21 protein-coding genes and 1 tRNA gene are annotated in these 23,176 nt (G+C 68.5%); 12 read left to right on the plus strand and 10 right to left on the minus strand.

Annotation, left to right across the window (positions count from 1 at the left end; genetic code table 11):
• Nucleotides 1-27: 27 nt before the first annotated feature.
• Nucleotides 28-669 (minus strand): exopolysaccharide biosynthesis protein, encoded by a 642-nt coding sequence (locus BRESU_RS03515; RefSeq protein WP_013268121.1) that lies wholly within the window; start codon nt 667-669, stop codon nt 28-30.
• 147 nt (nt 670-816) lie between these two features.
• On the opposite strand from BRESU_RS03515, the gene hppD reads away from it, so the two are divergent.
• From hppD to BRESU_RS03545, 6 genes are all read left to right on the plus strand, one after another.
• Entirely contained in the window at nt 817-1,929 is a 1,113-nt protein-coding gene (hppD, locus tag BRESU_RS03520; protein ID WP_013268122.1) for a 4-hydroxyphenylpyruvate dioxygenase, read from the plus strand.
• 52 nt (nt 1,930-1,981) lie between these two features.
• Entirely contained in the window at nt 1,982-2,116 is a 135-nt protein-coding gene (locus BRESU_RS17720) for a hypothetical protein (RefSeq protein ID WP_013268123.1), read from the plus strand.
• A 167-nt stretch (nt 2,117-2,283) separates the two neighbouring features.
• On the plus strand, nt 2,284-3,348 hold the full coding sequence (locus tag BRESU_RS03530) for an isoaspartyl peptidase/L-asparaginase family protein (protein WP_013268124.1): 1,065 nt from the start codon (nt 2,284-2,286) through the stop codon (nt 3,346-3,348).
• Nucleotides 3,345-3,623 (plus strand): hypothetical protein, encoded by a 279-nt coding sequence (locus tag BRESU_RS03535; protein WP_013268125.1) that lies wholly within the window; start codon nt 3,345-3,347, stop codon nt 3,621-3,623. Before BRESU_RS03530 ends, BRESU_RS03535 begins: the two co-directional genes overlap by 4 nt.
• Nucleotides 3,624-3,745: 122 nt before the next feature.
• Complete coding sequence (locus BRESU_RS17595; RefSeq protein WP_013268126.1) at nt 3,746-4,462, plus strand: hypothetical protein; 717 nt, start codon at nt 3,746-3,748, stop codon at nt 4,460-4,462.
• Between the two features lie 45 nt (nt 4,463-4,507).
• Nucleotides 4,508-5,515 (plus strand): fumarylacetoacetate hydrolase family protein, encoded by a 1,008-nt coding sequence (locus BRESU_RS03545; RefSeq protein ID WP_013268127.1) that lies wholly within the window; start codon nt 4,508-4,510, stop codon nt 5,513-5,515.
• On the opposite strand, the gene BRESU_RS03550 is transcribed toward BRESU_RS03545, so the two are convergent.
• From BRESU_RS03550 to rpmH, 6 genes are all read right to left on the minus strand, one after another.
• Complete coding sequence (locus BRESU_RS03550) at nt 5,516-6,460, minus strand: esterase-like activity of phytase family protein (protein ID WP_013268128.1); 945 nt, start codon at nt 6,458-6,460, stop codon at nt 5,516-5,518.
• Entirely contained in the window at nt 6,457-8,340 is a 1,884-nt protein-coding gene (gene cobT, locus BRESU_RS03555) for a cobaltochelatase subunit CobT (RefSeq protein ID WP_013268129.1), read from the minus strand. Before cobT ends, BRESU_RS03550 begins: the two co-directional genes overlap by 4 nt.
• A gap of 32 nt (nt 8,341-8,372) precedes the next feature.
• The gene (gene yihA / locus BRESU_RS03560; protein ID WP_013268130.1) at nt 8,373-9,014 is read right to left on the minus strand and encodes a ribosome biogenesis GTP-binding protein YihA/YsxC; all 642 of its coding nucleotides are present in this window, start codon (nt 9,012-9,014) and stop codon (nt 8,373-8,375) included.
• The gene (yidC, locus tag BRESU_RS03565) at nt 9,011-10,855 is read right to left on the minus strand and encodes a membrane protein insertase YidC (RefSeq protein WP_013268131.1); all 1,845 of its coding nucleotides are present in this window, start codon (nt 10,853-10,855) and stop codon (nt 9,011-9,013) included. Before yidC ends, yihA begins: the two co-directional genes overlap by 4 nt.
• A 5-nt stretch (nt 10,856-10,860) precedes the next feature.
• Complete coding sequence (gene rnpA / locus BRESU_RS03570; protein ID WP_013268132.1) at nt 10,861-11,277, minus strand: ribonuclease P protein component; 417 nt, start codon at nt 11,275-11,277, stop codon at nt 10,861-10,863.
• A 168-nt stretch (nt 11,278-11,445) separates the two neighbouring features.
• On the minus strand, nt 11,446-11,580 hold the full coding sequence (gene rpmH, locus BRESU_RS03575; protein ID WP_013268133.1) for a 50S ribosomal protein L34: 135 nt from the start codon (nt 11,578-11,580) through the stop codon (nt 11,446-11,448).
• Between the two features lie 135 nt (nt 11,581-11,715).
• Between rpmH and BRESU_RS03580 the strand changes: the two genes are divergently transcribed.
• Together BRESU_RS03580 and BRESU_RS03585 are read left to right on the plus strand one after the other, a co-directional pair.
• On the plus strand, nt 11,716-12,438 hold the full coding sequence (locus tag BRESU_RS03580) for a TVP38/TMEM64 family protein (protein WP_013268134.1): 723 nt from the start codon (nt 11,716-11,718) through the stop codon (nt 12,436-12,438).
• Nucleotides 12,435-13,928, plus strand: a complete 1,494-nt coding sequence (locus BRESU_RS03585; protein WP_013268135.1) for a sensor histidine kinase — start codon at nt 12,435-12,437, stop codon at nt 13,926-13,928. Before BRESU_RS03580 ends, BRESU_RS03585 begins: the two co-directional genes overlap by 4 nt.
• Here BRESU_RS03585 and BRESU_RS03590 read toward each other — a convergent pair.
• Nucleotides 13,925-15,679, minus strand: coding sequence for a gamma-glutamyltransferase family protein (locus BRESU_RS03590; RefSeq protein ID WP_013268136.1), 1,755 nt, complete (start codon nt 15,677-15,679; stop codon nt 13,925-13,927). The genes BRESU_RS03585 and BRESU_RS03590 overlap by 4 nt on opposite strands.
• Nucleotides 15,680-15,848: 169 nt before the next feature.
• Here BRESU_RS03590 and BRESU_RS03595 point away from each other — a divergent pair.
• From BRESU_RS03595 to BRESU_RS03605, 3 genes are all read left to right on the plus strand, one after another.
• Nucleotides 15,849-15,925, plus strand: a tRNA-Arg gene (locus tag BRESU_RS03595).
• 1,837 nt (nt 15,926-17,762) lie between these two features.
• Nucleotides 17,763-18,035, plus strand: coding sequence for a hypothetical protein (locus BRESU_RS16765; RefSeq protein WP_013268138.1), 273 nt, complete (start codon nt 17,763-17,765; stop codon nt 18,033-18,035).
• Nucleotides 18,036-18,452: 417 nt separating this feature from the next.
• On the plus strand, nt 18,453-18,899 hold the full coding sequence (locus tag BRESU_RS03605; protein ID WP_013268140.1) for an OmpA family protein: 447 nt from the start codon (nt 18,453-18,455) through the stop codon (nt 18,897-18,899).
• A 64-nt stretch (nt 18,900-18,963) separates the two neighbouring features.
• On the opposite strand, the gene BRESU_RS03610 is transcribed toward BRESU_RS03605, so the two are convergent.
• Together BRESU_RS03610 and BRESU_RS03615 are read right to left on the minus strand one after the other, a co-directional pair.
• A complete protein-coding gene (locus tag BRESU_RS03610) occupies nt 18,964-19,977 on the minus strand; it encodes a 2-hydroxyacid dehydrogenase (RefSeq protein WP_013268141.1) in 1,014 nt (337 codons plus the stop codon).
• A 126-nt stretch (nt 19,978-20,103) separates the two neighbouring features.
• Nucleotides 20,104-21,879: an SLC13 family permease gene (locus tag BRESU_RS03615; protein WP_013268142.1), complete on the minus strand. Its 1,776-nt coding sequence runs from the start codon at nt 21,877-21,879 to the stop codon at nt 20,104-20,106.
• Between the two features lie 94 nt (nt 21,880-21,973).
• Here BRESU_RS03615 and BRESU_RS03620 point away from each other — a divergent pair, with 94 nt between their 5' ends.
• A complete protein-coding gene (locus BRESU_RS03620) occupies nt 21,974-23,026 on the plus strand; it encodes a mechanosensitive ion channel family protein (protein ID WP_013268143.1) in 1,053 nt (350 codons plus the stop codon).
• The last annotated feature ends 150 nt before the right edge of the window (nt 23,027-23,176 follow it).

Consider the following 23,176-nt stretch of genomic DNA (forward strand, 5'->3'; position numbering starts at 1 on the left):
CGGGGCCGTGGCGCCGCGCCATCCCGCTCAACCGGTGAAGTGCGCCATCAGCCCGACGGCCCATCCCGCCCCGACGAAGAAGCCCACGGCCACGATGGTCAGGGCCGTCGCCCAGCCGGTCGCCACAGCGGCCCCGGCGGCGACGAACAGGCCGTCCCGCTGGATCAATCCGACCGACAGCAGGCTCAGCGCCACCGAGGGGACGGTGTTGGTCATGGGCAGGACGATGGTGACGGTGGCCAGGATCATGAAGGCGGCCGCCGCCTGTTCGGCGATGCCCCGCGTGAAGATCGTCAGCCGGGGCCGCGACAGCCGCTCGAACCAGCCCATCCGCTTCACGGCGAAATCGGCCATCCGGTCCAGCATGGCCTTGGACACGGTCCGCTTCAGCAGCGCCTCGGGCAGCCACGGCTCTTCGCGCCCCACCAGCATCTGGCCGGCGAGCAGCAGGATCGGAATGCCGACGATCTGGGGCACGCCGTACAGGGCCGGGACCAGGCAGGGGATGGCCAGGATCAGGATCATCAGGCCGAACGCCCGTTCGTCCAGCCGGTCGCGGATTTCACGCAGCGTCAGGCCGTCCGGGCCCGAGACCTCGGCCAGACCGGCCACCAGGCCGATGAAGCCCTGGCGGTGGTCGTCCGTGTGCCGGTTGATCGTATCGCTCATGCCGTCAGCCCCTAGCCAAATCCCGGCCGCGATGCGAGCGCCGCTTCACGCCTGCGCGACCGCCGCTTGGCTTGTGGCGTCCGCGACACTAGGTTCCGCGCCAATCGACCGGCGAGACCGGTCACCCCGACCTTCAGGAGACGCACCATGGACGACCTGACCGCGCACGCTTCCACGCCCGACGCGACCATCCCCGCCTACGAGAATCCGCTGGGCGTCGACGGTTTCGAGTTCGTGGAGTTCACCGGCCCCGACCCCCAGGCGATGATCCGCCAGATCGAGGTCATGGGCTTCGTCCAGACCCATGTGAACCCGAAGAACGGCGTCGTCCGCATGAAGCAGGGCGACATCACCTTCCTCGTCCACACGAAGCCCGAGGGTCACGCCGGCGAGTTCGCCCGCGACCACGGCCCGTCGGCCAACGGCATGGCCTTCCGCGTCAACGACGCGAAGGCCGCCTTCGACAGCGCCGTGGCGCGCGGGGCCCATCCGGCCGACGCCCACGACGGCGGGGCCTTGGGCGAGGGGGCCTATGTGCTGCGCGGCATCGGCGGCAGCCTGCTCTACATCATCGACGCCTATGGCGAGACCGGCTCGCTCTACGACAGCTGGGACGAGATCGAGGGCTGGGAGGAGGCCGAGCGCAAGAACAACGTCGGCCTGCACCTGCTGGACCACCTGACCCACAATGTGAAGCGCGGGCAGATGCGGACCTGGTCCGGCTTCTACGGCGACGTCTTCGCCTTCGAGGAGCAGAAGTATTTCGACATCAAGGGCAAGGCGACGGGGCTGTTCTCGCAGGCCATGATCGCGCCCGACCGCGCCATCCGCATCCCCCTGAACGAGAGCCAGGACGACAACTCCCAGATCGAGGAGTTTCTGAAGCGCTACAACGGCGAGGGCATTCAGCACATCGCCCTGGCCACCGACGACATCTTCGCCACCGTCGAGGCGATGCGCGACCGTGGCGTCCAGTTCCAGGATACGATCGAGACCTATTTCGAACTGATCGACAAGCGCTTGCCCAACCACGGGCACGACGTGGAGCGGATGCGCAAGAACCGCATCCTGATCGACGGTTCGGACGAGGACGGCCTGCTGCTGCAGATCTTCACCCAGGACACCTTCGGCCCGATCTTCTTCGAGATCATCCAGCGCAAGGGCAACGAGGGCTTCGGCAACGGCAATTTCCAGGCCCTGTTCGATTCCATCGAGCTGGACCAGATCCGTCGCGGCGTCATCAAGGTCGACGCCCATTAGGGTCGCGCCCCCCCACTGGCTGCCCTTCCTCGGTCCCCTGGCGGCGGCGATCGTGGGCGGGCTGGTGGGCGAGTTCGGCCTGGGCGGCGGGTTCTGGATCGTACTGGGCTGTGCCCTGGTCGGCGGCTTCGCGCCGATCGTGGCGTATCGCGTGTGGAAGTGGTCGCATCACAAGCGAGAGCCCTGAGCCTGCGACCGTTATTGACGTAGGCAGGTGCTAGACAAGCCTTTCCTCGACCGATCCATCCGACCGGGTCGGACGGGTCGGACGGTGTTTTTCGATCGGGCCTCGGCTGGACCGGTCGACGACCGTACCGCAGGATGACGGCTGCCTCTGAAGTCAGGAACGCCCCGATGATCACCCGCGCCCTTGCTGCCCTCCTTGCCGCGCTCGCCCTCGGCACGCCCGTGGCCGCCCAGGACCGGCCGGTCTGGTCCTTCGCCATCCATGGCGGGGCCGGCGTGATCGAGCGGGCCAACCTGTCGCCCGAGCAGGACGCCGCCTATCGCGCGTCGCTGGCGCGCGCGCTTGAGGCCGGGGCCGAGGTGCTGCGGAACGGCGGCGCGGCCCTGGATGCGGTTCAGGCGGCGATCCAGCTGATGGAGGACGACCCCCTGTTCAACGCCGGGCGCGGTGCGGTGTTCACGGCCGCCGGTCGCAACGAACTGGATGCCGCCGTCATGAACGGCGCGGACCTGACGGCCGGGGCGGTCGCGGGCCTGACGACCACCCGCCACCCGATCGCCGCGGCCCGGGCGGTGATGGAGCGCTCGCCCCACGTCATGCTGATCGGCGAGGGGGCCGACACCTTCGCCGCCTCGGTCGGGCTGGAACAGGTCGATCCGTCCTTCTTCTTCACCGAGCGCCGCTGGCAGGGGCTGGAGAGCGCTCTGCGCCAGAACAATCTGCCGATCCCCGACAGGCCCGAAGGCGCGCCGGCTGCCCCGGTCGGCGGACTGGCGGCGAACGATCCGGGCATGCCGCCGCTGAACGAGCGCAAGTTCGGTACCGTCGGGGCCGTGGCCCTGGACAGCGCCGGCCATCTGGCCGCCGGCACCTCGACCGGCGGCATGACCGCCAAGCGCTGGGGCCGGGTCGGGGACGTGCCGGTGCTGGGCGCGGGCACCTATGCCTCCAACCGCGACGGCTGCGCGGTCTCCGCGACGGGCGACGGCGAATACTATATCCGCGCCTCGGTCGCCCGGGACATCTGCGCCCGCATCGCTGGCGGTGCCTCCGGCCAGACGGCGGCCCAGGCCGAGGTCGACGACGCCCTGTCGCTGGGCGGTTCCGGCGGCGTCATCGTCATGGATGCGCAAGGCGTCCCCGCCTTCGCCATGACGACCTCGGGCATGTATCGGGGCCGGATCGGTCCCGACAGCCCCGCGACCGTCGCCATCTATGCGGACGAACGATGACCGGGGCGACGGGAACTCCGGGCGACGAACTGACCGCCATGGCGACCGAGGAGCTGAACGCCGCCTGCTCGCTGACCTGGCCCGAGCTGAAGCGGATCACGCCCTGGGGCGACAGCTTCGAGGGCTTCGCGCCGTCCGGCCGTACGGTCGAGGTCGAGCGCCGCTATCTGTGGGCGGTCGATCCCGAAGGGGCCATCGTGGTCGAGGTGGAGGTGCGCGACGCCTCGGCCCGAACCGGCGTCGAAGCGCGCGCCATCCTGCATGCGCCGGGCTAGGCAGAGCCTGTCGGGCCCTCGCCGCGACCGTCAGCCCACAAACAGGGCCTGCCATTAACCTTTCACTGGCGTGACGCGGGTCGCTGATCCATGATCGGTCAAGTCAGCGACCGGAGGGCAGGATGAGCTATGCGCAGGACTTCCAGCCCGCCGAGGCCGTCTTCACCCCCGCCGCCGACGGTCTGATCCTGGACGTGCCCCCGCTGATGCTGGGGATCGGCCTGCTGCTGTTGCTGCTGGCGGGCTATGCGGGCTGGAGGCTGGCCCGGCACCGTCAGCCGACCTCGGCCAGCGCCGCCGCCGCCATCTGGAAGGACATCGACGAGGCCATCCGCGCGGCCATGACCGCCCATTCCGATTCCCTGCGCGACAAGGCCCGCGCCCTGACCCGCACAATCGAGACCCGGCTGGGCAAGACGCTGACCCTGACCGGCGGGCTGACCGCCCTCGAGGCGCTGGACGCGGCCCTGGACGAGGCTCCGCATGATGGCGGGCATGGCGGGCATGGCGGGCATGGCGGGCACGGCGGGGGGCATGACGATCCCCACGCGCCCGTCCACCCGGCCGGGGATCACGACGAGCCCGAAGACGCCGCAATCGACGCCTCCGGCTCGACCGTGGTGATCGAACGCGCCCGGCATGTCGTCATTCATGCGCCGGCCCCGACCCCCGCGCCGGGGCACGACAGGCCGCGGCCCAGACCCGCTCCCACCGAGGCCGAACGCCGGCAGGCCATCCGCCACGCCGTGTCCGACCTGAACGACCACTGGCGGCTCAAGGAGGTCCGGATCGCCGAGATCGAGGCTGCCCACCGCGAGCTCTCCGCGCCCCGCCGGTGACGTCGGCGGTTTCGCAGCAAGTGAAAACCCCCTAGACCTGTGTCCATGAAACTCGCCTCACTGAAGCACGGCCGCGACGGTCGTCTGGTCATCGTCTCCAACGATCTCGCCTGGTTCACCGACGCCTTCCTGATCGCCCCGACCCTGCAGGCGGCGCTCGACGACTGGGATCGTTGCGAGCCTCTGCTGCGGGCCCTGGCCGAGAGCCTCGAGCACGAGGCCGTGCCGCGCGGCCGGTTCCACGAACGCGACGCCGCCGCTCCCCTGCCGCGCGCCTATCAGTGGGCGGACGGCTCGGCCTATGTGAATCACGTCGAACTGGTGCGGAAGGCGCGCGGGGCCGAGATGCCTGACACCTTCTGGACCGATCCCCTGATGTACCAGGGCGGCTCCGACCGGTTCCTCGGGGCCCGCGATGCCATCCCCCTGGCTGACGAGAGCTGGGGCTGCGACCTGGAGGCCGAGATCGTCGTCGTGACCGGCGACGTGCCCCAGGGCGTCACGCCCGAACATGCCCGCGCTCACATCCGGTTGGTCGGCCTCGTCAACGACGTGTCGCTGCGCAACCTGATCCCCGGCGAGCTCGCCAAGGGCTTCGGCTTCGTCCAGTCCAAGCCCGCCAGCGCCCTGTCCCCCGTCTTCGTCACGCCTGATGCGCTCGGCGACGCGTGGATGGACGGCAAGCTGCACGGGGCGCTGTCGGTCCAGCTGAACGGGGCCGAGTTCGGCCGCGCCGACGCCGGGGTGGACATGACCTTTGACTTCGGCGTGCTGATCGCCCACCTGGCCAGGACCCGCTCGCTGGTCGCCGGCTCGATCATCGGCTCGGGCACCGTGTCCAACAAGGGTGCAGACGGCGGTCCCGGCCAGCCGGTCGCCCAGGGCGGTCTCGGCTATTCCTGCATCGCCGAGGTCCGTACCGTCGAGACCATCGCCACCGGTGCCCCGGTCACGCCCTTCCTGAAACACGGCGACACCGTGCGGATCGAGATGCTGGACGGCCGCCACCACTCGATCTTCGGGGCCATCGAACAGGTCGTCGAACCGGTCTGACTACCGGCTCACATCGAACGCCAGCAGAAGGGTCTTCTGCAGCGGGTTGTCGTTGTCGTCGCTGAGCAGATACAGGCGCGTCCCTGTCGGCGTCGCCACCGCCGCGATGCCCTCGAAGTTGTCGGTCGAGGCAGGCGGACGCAGCTGGATCAGCGGAGGCGACAGGACGCCGTCTGCCGACAGCCTCCGGACGCGGACCGCCATGGTCAGCGGCGGGCTCCAGTAGCGTTCGACCACGAACCAGCCGCCCGCCGGATCCACGTCCGCCCCGGTGAAGCGGAAGCCGTCGGCCGGCATCACAGGGGCAGTCCCCGGCGCCACGCACCTCGCATGGCAGACCCAGGCCCCGCCACCTTCTCCCAGAACCAGCCAGCCACCGTCGGGGGCCGCCGCCAGACCTTCCATCCCCGCGTTGTCGGGAAACGCCGTCTCGGGGCTCGCCAGCGCCACGGGACGATCGACCGCGTTCCGGCCGTAGGACCAGATGCGATGATCCCGCTCGAAAGCGACCAGCACCCGCCCATCCGCAAGGATCGCCAGCCCCTCCGAGTCCGCATTGGCCTTGGGAGCCAGGACCGATCCGTCCGGCCCCGTCAGAGGCCTCGCCAGCGCGCCGTCGGCCGAGGTCAGTCGTCCCCGGTCATCGAGGCGGAGGGTGAACCGGATCAGCTGGCCGAAGTCGCTGACGACCCAGGCCCGGTCGCCCTCCATCTTGAGATCGGAGAGACCGTGCAGGCCCGGGCCGCGCAGGACCAGCCCGCCCGCCCAGGTGACGCCGGGCGCCAGGGTCGCGCCCCCGATGCCCAGCGGCACGCGTCGCGCCTCGAGGCGGATGGGGGTGTCCTGCCCCGCGACGGGCCCGGTCAGGCTGGTCGCCACGGCCGCACACGCCGCAGCTCCGATCAGCGCCGCGGCGCAGACCAGCCGGATCGCCGTTCGCATCATGCGGCCCGTTTGAGCCGTCGTCCGCGCTTGCCGGTATCCTTGGGCGCGGCCTCGAACAGCTCGGCCAGCTTCTCGATCATCACCCCGCCCAGCTGTTCGACGTCGACGATGGTGACGGCGCGGCGGTACCAGCGGGTCACGTCATGGCCGATGCCGATGGCGATCAGCTCGACGGGGCTCTGGGTCTCGATCCGCTCGATGACGGCCCGCAGATGTTTGTCCAGATAGAGCGCGGCATTGGCCGACTGGGTGGAATCGTCGACCGGCGACCCGTCGGAGATGACCATCAGGATCTGCCGCGCCTCGGGCCGGGCCTTCAGCCGGTCGTGCGCCCAGGTCAGGGCCTCGCCGTCGATGTTCTCCTTCAGCAGGCCCTCGCGCATCATCAGGCCGAGGTTCTTCTTGGCCCGGCGCCACGGGGCGTCCGCCGCCTTGTAGATGATGTGGCGCAGGTCGTTCAGCCGGCCGGGCATGGGCGGCTTGCCTGCGGTGATCCAGGCCTCGCGCGCCTGTCCACCCTTCCAGGCGCGGGTGGTGAAGCCCAGGATCTCGACCTTGACCCCGCAGCGCTCCAGAGTCCGGGCCAGGATGTCGGCACAGACGGCGGCGACCATGATCGGCCGCCCGCGCATCGAGCCGGAGTTGTCCAGCAGCAGGGTCACGACCGTGTCGCGGAACGGGCTCTCTGACTCGGCCTTGAAGGTCAGGGGGCTGGTCGGGTCGGTGATGATCCGGGTCAGGCGCGCGGTGTCCAGCACGCCCTCCTCGAGGTCGAAAGCCCAGCTGCGGTTCTGCTGCGCCATCAGCCGGCGCTGTAGCTTGTTGGCCAGGCGGGCGACGACGGAGGACAGGATGGTCAGCTGCTGGTCCAGCAGCGAGCGCAGTCGCTCCAGCTCCATCGGGTCGCACAGGTCGGCGGCGTCGATGACCTCGTCATAGGCGGTGGTGAAGACCCGGTAGGCGTCGATCACGCGGCCGTCGTCGGCGTTGTCCTGACGGTTCGGCAGAGCCCCTTCGGACACGTCGGGGCCGTCGTCGGCGGCGTCGCCCTCGTGCTGGGCCGGGGAGCCGTCAGGGCGGGCGTCGCGGTCCTGCTCGGAGGTCGGGTCTTCGGACGCGCCGTCCATCGACTGGCCACCCTCGCCGCCGCTTTCGTCTTCCTCGTCGTCCTGGTCCTCGGACTCGTCGGGTTGCTGGGGCGGAGGCTCGTCCTCGCCCGGATCGTCGTTGGCCTCGTCGCCGCGCCCGTCGCCGGGGTCCAGATCGAGGTCGCGCAGCACGTCCTTCAGCGCCGCCCCGAAGGCCGCCTGATCGCCGGCCGTCAGGGCCAGCCGGTCCAGGGCCCCGCCTGCCTTCGCCTCCAGACCCTCGCGCACCAGGTCCAGCATGGCCCCGGCCCCGTCCGGGCTGCGCTGGCCCGTGACCCGCTCGCGCAGCAGGAGGGCGACGGCCTCGGCCACCGGCACGCGATCGGCCTGGGCGACCCGCAGCGCGCCCATCTTCTCCAGCCGGGTCAGCAGGGCCGCGTTCATGTTGGCGCGCACGCCCGCCAGCGCCGCCGAGCCGTGGGCCTCGATCCGGGCCTGTTCGACGGCCTCGAACACCTCGGCGGCCCGGCTGTCCAGCGGGCGCAGGGTGGCGTGCACCGCGGGGTCGTGATTGGCCAGCCGCAGGGCCAGCCGGTCGGCCTGGCCCCGGACATTGGCGGTGTCGCCATCCGACGGATTGCGGGGCGGATGGGGCAGGGTCAGGACGCCCCCGTTCAGGCGCGGGCCTTCCGATCCGAACACGACCTCCAGCTCCGACTGCTCCGCCAGCGCGCGCGCCGCATGGGCCAGCGCGCGCTTGAAGACCTCGGCAGGGGTGTCGGCGGGGGGCATGGTGTGCAGTTAGGCCGTCAGGCCGCCAGAGGCTAGAGCTCTGCTCCCGTCGTGCGCATGATCTCGGCGCGCAACTCGGGCAGGCCCAGGCCCTTTTCGGCCGAGGTCACGGCGACCGCGGGGAAGGCGGCCGGGCGTTTGGAGATGGCCTTCAGCGTGGCGGCCTGGACCGTATCGCGCTCGTGGGCCTTGATCTTGTCGGCTTTGGTCAGAACGATCTGATAGCTGACGGCGGCCAGATCGAGCGCGTCCAGCGCCTCGGTGTCGACCGATTTCAGCCCGTGGCGGGCGTCGATCAGCAGATAGACCCGCTTCAGCGTGACGCGGCCACGCAGGTAGTCGCGGCCCAGATTCTGGAACTGGCGCACGGTCGACTTCGACGCCTTGGCCCAGCCGTAGCCCGGGAGATCGACCAGCCGCAGCTTGGCGTCCAGGTCGAAGAAGTTGACCTCGCGCGTGCGGCCGGGCTCGTTCGACGCCCGCGCCAGCTTGTGCATGCCTACCAGCCCGTTGATCAGGCTGGACTTGCCGACGTTGGAACGACCCGCGAAGGCGATTTCGGGCAGATCCGGTTCTGGCAGCTGCTCGATCTTGGCGGCCCCCATGACGAAGGTCGCGGGCCGCGCGAACAGCACGCGCGCGGCCTCGATCTCCTCGTCGGTATACTCGGTCAAGCCGGAGCCTTCTTCAGCTTGCCGATGAAGTCGTCGATCGGGTTCTCGGCCCCGAAGCGGTGCATGATGAAATACTGCTGGGCGATCGACAGGATGTTGTTCCACGCCCAGTAGACCAGCAGACCGGCCGGGAAACTGGCCATGATGAAGGTGAAGATGATCGGCATGAAGGCGAAGATCTGACGCTGGACCGGATCGGGCGCGGGCGGGTTCATGGCCTGCTGCAGCCACATGGTGAAGCCGTACAGGATGGCCAGGACGCTCAGCGCCAGGGTGAAGCCGCCACCGGTGTGAACCCCGATCAGCCCGCCGATCAGGGGCGCGCTGGACGGATCCCAAGGGATCAGACCGAACAGGGTCCAGATGTTGGTGGGATCGGGGGCCGACAGGTCGCGGATCCAGCCGAAGAAGGGCGCATGCCGCATCTCGATGGTGACGTAGAGCACCTTGTACAGGGCGTAGAAGACCGGGATCTGGACCAGGATGGGCAGGCAGCCCGCCAGCGGATTGATCTTCTCCTTCTGGTACAGCTCCATCGTGGCCTTCTGCTGGGCCTGCGGATCGTCCTTGTTCTGCTCCTTGATCTTCTCCATCAGCGGCTGGAGTTTCCGCATCTTGGACAGGCTCTCGTAGCTCTTGTTGGCCAGCGGGAACATGATCAGCTTGATCGTCAGCGTCAGCAGCAGGATGGCCACGCCGAAGTTGCCGACCAGGCCGTAGAAGAACTCGACCAGCAGGAAGATCGGCCGCGTCAGGAAGAACAGGAAGCCCCAGTCGATCGCATAGATGAAGCGCGGCAGGTCGAACTGCTTCTCGTAGTCGGCCAGGATTTCGTTGCGCTTGGCCCCGGCGAACAGGTGCTGGACCTCGGTCACCTGACGGCCCGGCTGGATGGTGCGGGCGGCACCCAGCATCCGGGCCTCGTGGATGTCGTAGGTGGCGGCGTCGGTCACGCGGAACTCGGCCTGGATGGCCTCGTCCTGCGGCGGGATCAGCGCCGCCATCCAGTATTTGTCGGTGATGCCCAGCCAGCCGCCGGTCGACTCGTGCTCCTGGCGCGGCTTCTTGGCCCAGTCGCCGTACTTCAGCTGGCTGGTGACGTATCCGTCCCCCTTGGAGAAGGTGCCGATGCCGCCCTCGTGCAGGATCTGGGTCTTGCCCAGCGCCGGCGGCACGCCCTGGCGCTCGACGCGGCCATAGGGGGCGATGGTGATGGGGGCGGTGCCCAGGTTGGCGACCGTGTCGGTCACGGTGAACATGTAGCGGTCATCGACCGACAGCACGCGGGTGAAGCGCAGGCCCTGACCGTTGTCCCAGGTCAGGGTGACCGGCGTCGCCGGCGTCAGGGTCGATCCGGCCGTCAGCCGCCAGACGGTGTTGGCGCCCGGAACGCCACCGGGGACGTTCGGCCCGGTCCAGCCGAACTGGGCGAAATAGGCGTGCTCCATGCCCTGCGGCCGGAACAGCTCCTCATAGGGCGAGGTCGGGTCGATGGTCTGGCGATAGTTCTTCAGGAACAGGTCGTCGATCCGCCCGCCCTGAAGCGACATCGAACCCTGCAGCGTGGGCGTCGAGACCGGGATGCGCGCGACGTTGCCGAGGGCCTTGGTGCGGTCGGTGACGAAGGTGACCGGGCCGGTCGCGCCGGTGGACGCCGGGATGCCCGCCGTGGGCGTGCCCGCCGCGGCGGCTTGCTGTTCCTGGGCCTGGGCGGCGGCAGCCTCCTGCGCGGCCCTCCGCTGCTCGGCCTGCGGGCCCATCACGAAGATCTGGTACACAATCAGGATGATCGCCGTCATCACGGCGAAGATCACCATGTTGCGCGTGTTCTCGTTCTTCATGCGGGTCAGGGGTCCTGAGGGGGCGTATCGGGGGTCGTCGGGCCGTCGTCGGCCTTGCCGGACCGGCCGGGGCCGGGGGTGGTCGCCAGCCTTGTAAGCGCCGATTTCACATCGTCAAGCAAACGGTCCCAGGACCGGTCGGCCGTGCCCTGCCGTGCGATCAGCACATAGTCGCTGCCGGGCAGTCCGTGCAGGGGTACCATGGCCCGCGCGGCTTCTCTCAGCCGACGCTTGCAGCGGTTTCGATCGACCGCCCCGCCGACCTTTCGCGTCGCCGTGAACCCGACCCCGATGGCCGGATCCCCGTCGTTCCGCTCCAGCCGCTGAACCACCACCGCGCCCCGCGCCAGCGAAACGCCCTTCGCGGCCGCCAGGAACTGGGGCCGTTTGGTCAGGCGCTGGATCTTGGGGGTGTCTGTCATCATCCTCACCCGTGCAGCGAAGCGAAACGGGGGAGGGGGACCGCGGAGGCCGCCTGGCCGACGGGGTGGAGGGGGCGGAACTGAGCACCGGGTCTGGGGTCGCCCCCTCCACCACGACGCAAGCGCGCCGTGGTCCCCCTCCCCCGCTACGCGGTGGAGAATAGCTGCTTAGGCCGTCAGTTTCTTGCGGCCCTTGGCGCGGCGGCGCGCAACAATCTTCTGTCCGTTCTTGGTGGCCATCCGCGAACGGAAGCCGTGACGGCGCTTGCGCACGAGTCGCGACGGCTGATAGGTCCGCTTCACGGTCGGCTCCAGGGGTTATGAGTGATGCGCAAGGACAAAAGCGTCCTTCGCAGGAAGGGCGGGCGTATAAGGGGGCAGGCTTCGGCTGTCAACGCCGGGAAGGGCTCCCGGACGTCGCTGGAGCGTTGAGGCACGATGGATCGCATCAAGAAATATCTGCCCCTGGTGGTCCTGGCCTGCGTCATCGCCCTGATTTTCGCCATGGGCTGGAACCGCTATCTGTCGCTGGACACCCTGCGAGACCACGGCGCGGATCTGCGCGCCTATGCGGCACAGAACTATGTCCTGGCCCTGCTGGCCCTGATGGCGGTGTTCGCGATCCTGACGGCAAGCGTGGTGCCGGGCGTCTTTTTCGTCACCATCACGGCCGGCTATCTGTTCGGTCCCTGGGTCGGGGGCGTCTCCACCGCCATCGCCGCCACCGTCGGCGCCCTGATCGTCTATGCCGTTGCCCGCTCGGCGCTGGGCACCGATCTGCGCAACAAGGCCGAGCGCGATCAGGGGATGCTGAAGAAGGTCTGCGCCGCCATCGACCGCGACACCTTCTGGTACGTCCTGGCCTCGCGCCTGGCTGTGGTCGTGCCCTTCCACATGATCAACGTCGCCGCCGGGATCATGTCGGTCCGGCTGATCCCCTATACGATCGCCACGGTGATCGGCCTGCTGCCCGCCCACATCATCTACTGCTGGATCGGGGCGCGGCTGAACCAGCTGCTGGCGGAAAACCCCGATCCTGACTTCCAGGCCCTGTTCGGCCAGTTCTGGATGCCGATGGCGGGCGTCTTCGTTCTCGCCGTCGTCCTGCCCCTGGGGCTGAAGGCCGTCCAGCGCCGCCTGCCGGGTGTCGCGACGCCATGAGCGTGCCGGACGTCCGTACACCCGGCCCGCTGGATCGCCTGCGCGACCGACTTCGGCTTCCGGCCGACTGGAGAACGCGATTCCGGCCCCAGGCCCCGGACGGCCTTTCGTCGCGCCTGTTCCTTCTGACCGTCCTGTTCACCCTGGTGGTGGAGGCGCTGATCCTGGGACCCAATGCCGCCTCCTTCCACGAGCGCTGGCTGCTGGACCGGCTGCAGGCGGCGGAACTGGCCTCCGTGGGCGTCGAGGCCCTGCCCTACAATGCCGTGGACGAGAAGACGGCGGATCAGCTGCTGCGCATCGGCGGGGTGTCGGCCGTGGCCATCAGCGATCAGGGCGTCATGCGCCAGTTGCTGCGCGCGCCCAACCTGCCCCGGACCCCCGACTTCATCGACCTGAGGCGCAAGAACAGCGGCGCGCGCCTGGTCGACCCCGTCCGCACCCTGTTCGCCCCCGCCGACCGGTCCATCCGCGTCCGTGCGGCCCCGCGCTATCGGTCCGGCGACTTCATCGACGTGGTGGCCCCTGCCGAGCCCCTGAAGCAGGAACTGCAGGCCTTCCTGCTGAACAGCCTGCTGGTGTCGCTGCTGATCTCGGCGGTGGCGGGGGGCCTGCTTTATGCCGGTCTGGCCTTCCTCGTCCTGCGGCCCCTGCGCCGCGTGACCCGTTCCATCGAAGGCTTCGCCGCCGACCCCAACGCTGCGGCCGATCCGCCGTCCGACCGCCACGACGAGATCGGCCGCGTCGAACGCGAACTGGCCCGGATGCAGGAGGAGGTCCGCCTGTCTCTGCGCTCGCGGTCCCGCCTCGTCGCGCTGGGCGAGGCGGTGGCCAAGATCAACCACGACCTGCGCAACATGCTGACCTCCGCCCAGATCGCCTCGGACCGTCTGGCGGATTCCGCCGACCCCCAGGTCGCCAAGGCCCTGCCGCGGCTGGAGCGGGCGCTGGGCCGCGCCGCCGCCCTGACCCGCAATGTGCTCGACTACGGCAAGTCCGAGGAGCCCGCGCCGGTGCTCGACCGTCTGGCCCTCGCCCCCGCCGTCGCCGCAGCGGCCGAGGATGCGGGCCTGGAAGCGACCGGCGTCAAACTGGTCAAGGCCATCCCGGCCCGGTTCGTCGTCCACGCCGACGGCGACCAGCTGCACCGCATCCTGGTCAATCTGATGCGCAATGCCCGTCAGGCCATCGAGGGCGACGCCAGCCGCGCCGGCCGTCGCAAGGGGGCGGCCCTCGGCTCGGTCCTGATCGAGGCGGAAATCCAGGCCGACTGGTCCGTCATCCGGGTGATCGACGATGGTCCGGGCATTCCGCTACGCCTGTCCGAGCGGCTGTTCGAACCCTTCGTCAGCGGGGCGGGGGCCGACGGCACGGGTCTGGGCCTGACCATCTCGCGCGAGCTCGCGGCGGCTCACGGCGGGGAGCTGCGCCTCGTCGAGACCGGCCCGACGGGCACGACGTTCGAGCTGAGGCTTCCGGGCCAGGCCTAGTCCGTGCGCGCCACGCCCTCGCGGCGGTCGTCGGCGCCCCCGTCCCAGTGATCCCCGCGCCAGATGCCGCCATGCAGGCCCGAGTTCTCGGACGTGTTGGGGGCCAGGACGATGCCATTGGCCTCCAGCCCGGCCTCCAGCGTCGGCCCGAACCGCGCCGTGTCGGCCCCGAAGCCGGGCCCCTTGGCCACCAGATTGGGCAGGTCGAAGGCTGCCTGGACCGGGAGGTCCCAGACCAGGGTGGCGATCAGCCCCTTGGCCACATAGGCCAGGATCGAAGAGCCGCCGGGCGATCCCATGGCCCCGACCAGCCGGCCCTGGCGGTCGAGGATGATGACCGGTGACATGGACGAACGCGGCCGCTTGCCCGCCGCCACCGCATTGGCGACCGGCTGTCCCTCGGCCGTCGTGGGCGTGAACGAGAAGTCGGTCAGCTGGTTGTTCAGGAAATAGCCGTTGGCCATGCGTCCCGATCCGAAGACGCTCTCCACCGTCGTCGTCATCGACACGGCATTGCCCCGGGCGTCCACCACGACGAAGTGCGAGGTGCCGGCCGGCTCCCGCGTCGCATCGGGCGCGCGGAAGATGCCCCCCGGCGGGGTGCCGGCGACGGCCGCCCCGGTCAGGCCGGGGGCCAGCGCGGCCCGGCTGGCCACGTAGTCCGGGTCCAGCAGCCCCGCCACCGGCACGCCGACGAAGGCCGGATCGCCGACGTAGCGGTCCCGGTCGGCGTACATCAGCCGCTGCAACTGGGCGAATGTGGTCCAGGCCCCGGCGCTCGTCTCGCCCCCGGCCAGGGCCCGCGCCGCCTCCGGCGTCTCGGCCATGGCCAGAAGCTGCAGCAGGCTGACCCCGCTGGAGGGCGGCGGCGGGATGCAGACGACATAGATCCGGAACGGCCGGCACAGGGCCTCGCGCGCGATCGGGCGATAGCCGGCCAGATCGGCCGTCGACAGAGTCCCGGGCCGCGTGCCCTCATGCACCGTGTCCACGATGGCCTGCGCCAGCGGCCCGGCATACAGGGCCCCGGCGCCCTCCCGCGCCAGGGTCGCGACCGTGGCGGCATAGGCCGGGTTCCGCAGGGTGTCGCCGGCGACGTAGCGCGTCCCGTCGGCCTTGGTGAAATAGGCATCGGCCCAGGCCGTCCGGGCCTGGCCGCCGGTCAGGGCGATCATGCCGGCCAGTCGCGGGCTGACCACGAAACCGTCGCGCGCCAGCCGCTCGGCCTCGTCGAACAGCGCCGACCAGGGCAGGGTACCGTGATCCTTCTGCGCCAGTCCCAGCATGGCGACCGCGCCCGGAACCCCGGTCGAGCGTCCGCTCAGGACCGCGTCGAGGAAGGGCAGGGGCCGTCCGTTCTCGTAGAACAGCTCCGGCGTGGCCGCCGCCGGAGCCGTCTCGCGCCCGTCATAGGCGGTGACCGCGTTCGTGGTGGCGTCGTACACCATCATGAACGACCCGCCGCCCAGCCCCGAGGACTGGGGTTCGACCAGCCCCAGCACCGCCTGGATCGCCACGGCCGCATCGACCGCCGACCCGCCGCGCCTCAGGATCGCCAGACCCGCCTCCACCGCCAGCGGATTGGCCGCCGTCACGAACGGACCGCGCGCCGGCGCTGACGGCACCGGGGTGGCCGGGGCGGAGGGTCCGCCGTCCACCCTCTGTGTGGGAGCGGCCGGCAGCGTCTGACATCCGACGAGGCTCGCCACGACGAGGAAGGTCAGCAAGGCGCGGATCGGCGATGTCGGCATGAAAACCCTCTGGTACGCGTGTGCCGGGCGGCGCACCCCACCGACCTAGGCCCGGCGGTTCCGCCCGCCAACCCCCCGGCCGCGCGCGCATCGCGCACTTTGCTGGAAATCCGGGTTGCGTCCCCCGGATCGACCCGCTAGATACCCGCCCTCGCCGAAAGGCCTGTGCGCGCCCGTAGCTCAGCTGGATAGAGCATCAGACTACGAATCTGAGGGTCGGACGTTCGAATCGTTCCGGGCGCGCCATTTTTCTCCCAACAATAACAGTACTTTATATCCCTCGCCCGAGGGCCTGTTTTGGGGAGGCTGTGGTGCTGATAAGGGCTTCGTAAGCTCCACGGTTAGGCAGTCATTGCCTCGCCTTGCTGCCAGAGGGTTTCGTAATGCTCGATTTTGTCGCTCGCGAGCTCTCCCTCAAACTTGGAGACTGACGCCGGTGACCGCTTCGCAATGTCTTTAAACGATTGCGAAATGAGCCAAACCTCTCGGCCGTCAACAATCACAAGCCGGTCGTGTAACGCACCTGGTGGGGAATACCGAACCTCAACCCTCACTCTCGCAGAGATGGGGTCACTCTCCCACTTAGTGGCCGACGCCCTGAGGCCGGGGTCATACTCCGCGCGCTTTACAGCCAAACACCTAAGGCCAACACGAGCCGCTGCATGAGGTGCGAGATCGGTGAAGATTGATGAGTTTAGATATGGATCGACCACTAGCATGTTGTCGCAATCGGTCTGCATCAGCCGAACGAGCGCGGCGTAACCGTTCCAAGTGTCACCGCCCGCGATAAATGAGCCTCGCATTGAAGTTGGTGCCAGCAACTCCATTCGACTGTATGCATCGTGAAGTGGGATTAGCAGGTTAGCTCGGCTGTGGGAGTAGCTGCCCAGAGCCGTGCGAGCCATTCGGAACGCCACAATCGCTGGTGTGGCATTCGCGGCGTCTAGCAGGGCGTCCGCCCTACCGAGCCATCGAATCTCTTCATTGGTGAGCGCCGTTTGATATTCGAAGGGTGGTGCTTCCTCGATTGCAGACTGAAGCAGCGCCAGAAGCTGTGCAGGCGGAAGTTTGGTGATTGCCATTCGGAAGCATCTGTTGAGAGACCCGACGACGTCAATGGTACGCTTCAAGCCGCGCTCTGAGCGACGCGACAACCGCAGGCGTCGGTGCATCGCGAGGCTCGCTTTCAACCCAATGTTGACTGACTAGCAACGTTCTGCGAGCGTGATTGCAACAGGGAGCTCTTCAATGTCCATCCGCACAATCATCGGTGCCGTCGCCTTGGCTGCGCTAGCCACCGGCGCATCGGCTCAGACATACGGTTACGGACAAGGAAGCAGCTACGGAAGCTCCTACGGCCAACCAGCCCGTCCGGCACCTCCGGTCAGCTATTCCACCATCGGGAACACGACCTATGGGTCTAACGGTAGCACGGCCTCCACGATCGGAAACACGACATACAGAAACAATGGCGTCAGTTCCTCGACGATTGGGAACACAACTTACTACTCGAACGGCACGTCATCTTCGACGATCGGCAACACCACTTACGGTTCGAATGGTACTACGGCGAGCACCATTGGCAACACGACCTACATTCGCGGACCGAACGGGACTACACGCACGTGCTCGGTGGTAGGATCGACTACGTACTGCCAGTGACGGATTTGCCGTCTAGCGGCTTGGATAACCACCCCCTAAGCGCTTCAACGACCGCAGGCATGTCTCGGCTGTCATAGCGGCCAGCGGCAATGCCTTCCTCAACTTCGGCCTGAAACTCTTCCCACCCCTGCTGTCCCCCGAGCAGCGCGAGCAGGGGGTTCTCGCGGTCCTGCGCGGGCTCGTGTACCCGAACCAGCAGGGTTCGCGCTGTAGCCACTCCTAGCGCCGCCCCAGCGCTATGGCCCGCGCTAGCGCGAGCATGGTGGCCTGCCCGACCGCGACTGCCCGCTGGTGCGCTGCATCAGACGGATGCGCAGCTAGACGGGCAGATAAGGGATATGGGGGTCGGGCGCGGGTAGGCGCTGGTGCTGGTGAACTTCCGGTCAGACGGGGCTATCAGGCCACCGATCGCAGCGAGACCATGGGCAATGGCCGTATGACCTACTGGCGGCGCGGCAATGACTGCGTGTCCATCCTGACCCGCGATGGACGCTATGACTCGATCAATCAGGCCGGTCGCGCCGAGTGCGGCGGGGGCTCGTCGTCCAACACGGGCGCGATCGTCGCCGGCGTCGCGCTGGTCGGCCTCGCCGCGGCCCTCGCCTCGCACAGGGATCGCCACAACGACGCCGACGCCGACCACGACCGCGAATACGAGCGCGGCTACCAGGCGGCGCTCTACGGCTCGAACTAGGATGATCGCCACGAGAGCGAGGGCTATCACGAAGGCTTTCTCGCGGGGGAACGCGAGAGCTCCAATCGTCGTCACGCCAGCAGCGGCTGGATGCGCGGCGTCCCTGATGCCGCCCAGCGGGCTTGCGGCGAGCGCGCCGACCGACAGACAGACCGGCCGTCGGGGTCGAGCGTGGCGGTCGGCATGCGCGAACTCGGTCGCAACGAATATGAGCTGACCATGGCCGCGGGCTGGACGCGCTACACCTGCCGCGTCAGCGGATCGGGGGAAGTGCTGTGGCTGGAGCCCGCCCGCTGATCGCCCCGCGCGGGCGCTGACGTCTACCATGGTGCAGACTGGCAATGCCCCTCGATCCTCCGCCTGTGCGAGCCAGGCGGGTTCCGAACCGATTTTTCCTAGTACCGCGAGCTTTGAACCATGTTGAAACCGGCCATCATCGGCGCGGCCCTGAGCGTGCTGGCGGCGTGCGCCTCGCAACCGGCACAGGACGCCGGTGTCGCGTCAAATCTGGCCTCGCCCTGTCAGAGCCGGGCCGTCGAGATCTATTTCGCCGACCAGCAGGATGCGCTCTCCCCGGCGGCTGACACCGCGCTTCGCTTCGATGTGGCGTCGGCGCTGACCTGCCGTATCGTGTCGGTGCGCGTCGTGGGACTGGCCGACGCGCTCACGGGGACTGCCGAAAGCAATCAAGCCCTGTCACAGCGCCGCGCTGACCGGGTGGCGGCCAGGATAACAGAGCTGGGGGTGCCGGCCGGGTTGATCACCACGGAAGCCCTCGGGCAGGAGGACGCGATGACCGGCTCGATCGAGCGACCGCTCCGTCGCCGCACGCATATCGAGTTCAGTCTTTCAGACCCCGCGTAACGCCCTTCACGACCGCCCGCCGGCCGCGTGATCGAGGGCCTGACCCCTGCGATCGCACCCCGTGTCAGCGGGGCACCAGCCTGTCGGTGGTCACGAGGTTGGGCGGGGATTGTCCCGTCTCCAGCGCCGACAGGCCGCTCAGCGTCGTTTCCGCGATCGCCGTGAGAGCCTCCTCCGTCAGGAAGGCCTGATGGCCCGTCACCAGGACGTTCGGGAAGGTGAGGAGGCGCTGGAACACGTCGTCATCGACGATCTCGCTGGACAGGTCCTCGAAGAACAGATCGCCCTCCTGTTCGTAGACGTCCAGGGCGACGCCGCCGACGTGACGGGTCTTGAGGGCGGCGATGAGGGCGGCCGTGTCGATCAACGCGCCTCGACTGGTATTCACGATCACCACCCCCGGACGCGCCAGGGCCAGCGTATCGGCATTGATGAGATGGCGGGATTCCGGTGTGAGCGGGCAGTGCAGACTGATCACCTCGGCCTGGGCGAAAAGAGCCTCGCGGTCGACATACCGGACGCCCAGCGCGACCAGCGCCGCATCCGGGACGAGGTCGTGGGCGATGACGTCGCAGCCGAACCCGGCCTTCAGGATCCGGGCCACGAGCGCCCCGATCCGTCCTGTGCCGACCACGCCGACGATGCGGCTTGAAAGGTCGCGCCCGATCAGGCCGTCGAGCGAGAAGTTGTTCTCCCTGACGCGGGCGCAGGCGCGGGGAATGTTACGGTCCAGCGCCAGCAGCAGGCCGACAGTGAACTCCGCCACGGCATGGGGTGAATAGGCTGGTACGCGCAGAACGGCGATGCCGGTGGCCTCGGCCGCGACGAGATCGACATTGTTGTAGCCGGCGCAACGCAGGGCGATGGCCGTGACGCCTTTTGCCGCCAGTGCGTGGATCACGTCGGCGTCCAGGGTGTCGTTCACGAAAACGCAGACTGCCTCAAAGCCCTCCACCAGCGCGACCGTCGTCCGATCAAGCCGCGCGTCGAAGAACGCCAGCTCGTGTCGGTGGTCCGCATTGGCGTTCTGCAGGAAGCAACGATCGTATGCCTTCGTCGAGAATACGGCCGTCCGCATGGGTTATCCGCATCGGTGAGAGGTCAGGAAGTTACAGAGTACGGGAAGCGTGGAAGTCTGTCGCTGCAGCTCTTCCCGGACCTCCGGGCCTGAAGGCGCCTTCACGCTCATGAGGAGGGGACGGCCCTAGAGTGGCCAAATCTGAACGATGAGTGGCGGCCCCGCCAGCAAGACCAGAAGGCTCAGCGGAGCGCCCAGCCGGGGGTAGTCCGAGAACCTGTAACCGCCCGGTCCCATGACGAGCGTGTTGCACTGGTGTCCGATGGGGGTCAGGAAATCGCACGCCGCGCCGACGGCCACGGCCATCAGGAAGGGGTCGGGGTTGAAGCCCAGTTGCCGGGCCAGGGTCGCTCCGATGGGGGCCACGATGAGGACGGTCGCGGCGTTGTTCAGGAACGGTGTGACCGCCATCGACGCCAGCATGACCCCGCCGATGGCCAGGATGCCCGGCAGCCCGACGAAGAGATTGCGGAGAAGTCCGGCAATCAGATCAGACCCGCCAGTCTGCTGGATGGCATCGGAGACGGGGATCAGGGCGGCGATGAGTACGAGCAGCGGTCCGTCGAGGGCCGAGTAGGCCTCGCGGATCTTCAGACCGCCGAGGGCGACGATGACAACGGCCGCACCGAAGAAGGCTACGGCTACCGGGACCGCGCCGAACCCGACCAGCGTCATCGCGATCGTCAGGACCACGACAGGCAGGAACTGCTTGCGGCCGCTTCCCAGGCGGACTTCGCGCTCCGCGAGCGGCAGCAGGTCGAGTGCCTTCAGCGCGGTCGGCAGCCCCTGCTCGGCACCCTGTAGAAGAACGATGTCACCCGGCGACAGTTTCGCCGTCCGCAGTTGCTGGGTCAGCTCGTAGCCGCTGCGCGAGACGCCAAGCAGGTTGATTCCGTGCTGGCCGTAGAGATCGGCCTGTTTGATCGACTGGCCTCGAAGCGGAGAGTTGCGGCCGACGACCGCTTCGACGATCGCGATGTCCTCTGCGCCATTATCGATGGCGATCGGCCGGTTCTCGCGGATCAGCTTCAGCCGGGACCGAGCGATGAACGCTTCGAGTGCCTGCTGTTCTCCTTCGACGAGGAGGACATCGCCGGGCTTGACCACCACATTGCCGCGAGGACCCGTCCGGCGCTGACCATCCCGGATGAGCGCCGTGATCCGGACCTCCCTGTCCCCACAGTCGACGAGCGCAGAGACGGTCATCGAGCCGGGTGGCCAGTCATCAGGCGCGCTGACTTCCGTGGAATAGGCATTTGCCGCCAGGGCGGCGTTGAGGCTTGTCGCCCCCTGCCTGTTCTTCGGCAGAATACGATAGCCGAACGCCAGAAAGACCAGCGCCAGGGCCGTCAGAGCCAGGCCCACGGGCGCGAAATCATACATGCCGAACGGTTGGCCCATGACCTCTTGCCGGACCTCCGCGACGATGATGTTGGGTGCCGTCCCGACGAGGGTGACCATACCGCCCGCCATGGCGCCAAAGGCCATCGGCATCAGCAGTCGGGACGGTGCAGAGCCGGTCCGGCGCGCCACCTGAAGGGCCACGGGCATCATGATCGCCAGGGCGCCGACGTTCTTGGTCACCATCGAGAGCAGCGTGACCGCGCCGGTCAGGACGGGCACCTGGCTTTGCTCGGTCTTCAGCAGCGGGAGGACCCGACGCATGGCCAGTTCGACAATGCCGGACCGCGCGAAGGCCGCCGAGACGATCAGGGCGCAGGCGATGATGACCGTGACGTCGTTCTTGAAACCGTCGAAGGCTGCTTCGGCCGGAATAATCCCCAGGGCCAGGCCCGCGACCAGGGCGACGAGCGCCACGAGGTCATAACGAAACCGGCCCCAGATGAAGGCGGCGATCGTCAGCGCAATCAGTCCGAACGCCAGTCCCTGCTGCAGTGTCACGCCCGGAGCCCCCTCAGTAGAGGCAGTTCAACGCCAGCGCGTGCCAATCGGATGCAAGCGGAACCGTATCCGGCCGCCGCACGCTCCTCAGGCCATGGCGCTCCCCGATCTTGCCCACTTCGAAGACACCCGACTGTTCGCGCTCGGAGGCTCGGCCGTCACGGTCGGGGGGCTGGTCACCGGCGGGGTGATCATCGTCGTCGCCCTGCTGTTGTCGAAGCTTGTCAGCCGCGCGCTCTGCCGGATGCGCGAACGGTCGCCCCAGAAGTCGACGGCGGCGCTCTATCTGCTGGAGAAGCTCGTCGGCTACGGGCTGATCATCCTGGGTGTCGCTTCAGGGCTTTCGGCCGCCGGCCTCAACCTGTCCTCGTTGGCGGTGTTCGCCGGTGCCGTCGGTATCGGCATCGGGCTGGGCCTGCAGGGCGTGGTGAAGGAGTTCGTCTCGGGCCTGTTCCTGATCTTCGATCGCATGATCTCGGTCGGCGACTATGTGGAGCTTGAGGCCGGGGTGCGGGGCGCCATCATGGAAATCGGTCCACGGGCCACGCGCATCCGCACCAACGACAACGTCAACATCATCGTCCCCAACTCGGCCTTCATCGAGGACCGGGTCACCAACTGGACGCTCAAGGGCGATACCCGCCGCATCCATGTCCCGTTCAGCGTCGCCTATGGCGCAGACCGCGCCCGGGTCCGTGACGCGGTGCTTGAGGCGGCTCGCGCCAGCCCGTTCACCCTGCCGGAAACGGAGGCACGCAAGAGCCAGGTCTGGCTGGTGGCCTTCGGCGAGCGCGGCCTCGACTTCGAACTGCTGGTCTGGCCTACCCAGGCTTCGGTGAAGCGGCCAGCGGGCATGCATGCTGCCTACACCTGGCTGATCGCGGACGCCCTGGACGCCGCCGGGATCGAAGTGCCTTTCCCCCAGACGGACGTGCGGCTCCGAAGCCTGTTCGGACGGGAGGGCGAGGACGCCATCCAGGCCCTGGGGCTCGGTCAGGACGGCAAGCGGATGGTGGGGCCCGATCGTACCGAAGACCGTCACGCGCCGCAGGAGACGACCAACGATGCGGCCGAGGAACTCCTGACGCCCCCCGATTTCACGGATGACGACGGAGCCCCGTCGGGTGGCATCCGGAGTGGGACATGACCCGATCCGGTTGCGCTTGAGCCATCTGGCGCGACGCTAGGCGATTGCGCTGACCAGCCAGACCTTGCCCGGCATCACGACGCCGCGCCCCTGACGAACTGGTCAATGCCCGCCAGCCAGCGGGCCCCCATCTCGCCGGCCCAGTCCTCG

The organism is Brevundimonas subvibrioides ATCC 15264 (assembly GCF_000144605.1).
Classification (GTDB): domain Bacteria; phylum Pseudomonadota; class Alphaproteobacteria; order Caulobacterales; family Caulobacteraceae; genus Brevundimonas; species Brevundimonas subvibrioides.

Coding starts and splice junctions, on each gene's coding strand:
- hppD (WP_013268122.1), top strand. CDS start 817: ATGGACGACCTGACCGCGCACGCTTCCACGCCCGACGCGACCATCCCC.
- BRESU_RS03580 (WP_013268134.1), top strand. CDS start 11,716: ATGGATCGCATCAAGAAATATCTGCCCCTGGTGGTCCTGGCCTGCGTC.
- BRESU_RS03550 (WP_013268128.1), bottom strand. CDS start 6,460: ATGATGCGAACGGCGATCCGGCTGGTCTGCGCCGCGGCGCTGATCGGA.
- BRESU_RS16765 (WP_013268138.1), top strand. CDS start 17,763: ATGGGCAATGGCCGTATGACCTACTGGCGGCGCGGCAATGACTGCGTG.
- BRESU_RS03610 (WP_013268141.1), bottom strand. CDS start 19,977: ATGCGGACGGCCGTATTCTCGACGAAGGCATACGATCGTTGCTTCCTG.
- BRESU_RS03530 (WP_013268124.1), top strand. CDS start 2,284: ATGATCACCCGCGCCCTTGCTGCCCTCCTTGCCGCGCTCGCCCTCGGC.
- BRESU_RS17595 (WP_013268126.1), top strand. CDS start 3,746: ATGAGCTATGCGCAGGACTTCCAGCCCGCCGAGGCCGTCTTCACCCCC.
- BRESU_RS03605 (WP_013268140.1), top strand. CDS start 18,453: ATGTTGAAACCGGCCATCATCGGCGCGGCCCTGAGCGTGCTGGCGGCG.
- BRESU_RS03590 (WP_013268136.1), bottom strand. CDS start 15,679: ATGCCGACATCGCCGATCCGCGCCTTGCTGACCTTCCTCGTCGTGGCG.
- BRESU_RS03535 (WP_013268125.1), top strand. CDS start 3,345: ATGACCGGGGCGACGGGAACTCCGGGCGACGAACTGACCGCCATGGCG.
- BRESU_RS03585 (WP_013268135.1), top strand. CDS start 12,435: ATGAGCGTGCCGGACGTCCGTACACCCGGCCCGCTGGATCGCCTGCGC.
- BRESU_RS03545 (WP_013268127.1), top strand. CDS start 4,508: ATGAAACTCGCCTCACTGAAGCACGGCCGCGACGGTCGTCTGGTCATC.
- rnpA (WP_013268132.1), bottom strand. CDS start 11,277: ATGACAGACACCCCCAAGATCCAGCGCCTGACCAAACGGCCCCAGTTC.
- BRESU_RS03515 (WP_013268121.1), bottom strand. CDS start 669: ATGAGCGATACGATCAACCGGCACACGGACGACCACCGCCAGGGCTTC.
- cobT (WP_013268129.1), bottom strand. CDS start 8,340: ATGCCCCCCGCCGACACCCCTGCCGAGGTCTTCAAGCGCGCGCTGGCC.
- yidC (WP_013268131.1), bottom strand. CDS start 10,855: ATGAAGAACGAGAACACGCGCAACATGGTGATCTTCGCCGTGATGACG.
- BRESU_RS03620 (WP_013268143.1), top strand. CDS start 21,974: ATGGCGCTCCCCGATCTTGCCCACTTCGAAGACACCCGACTGTTCGCG.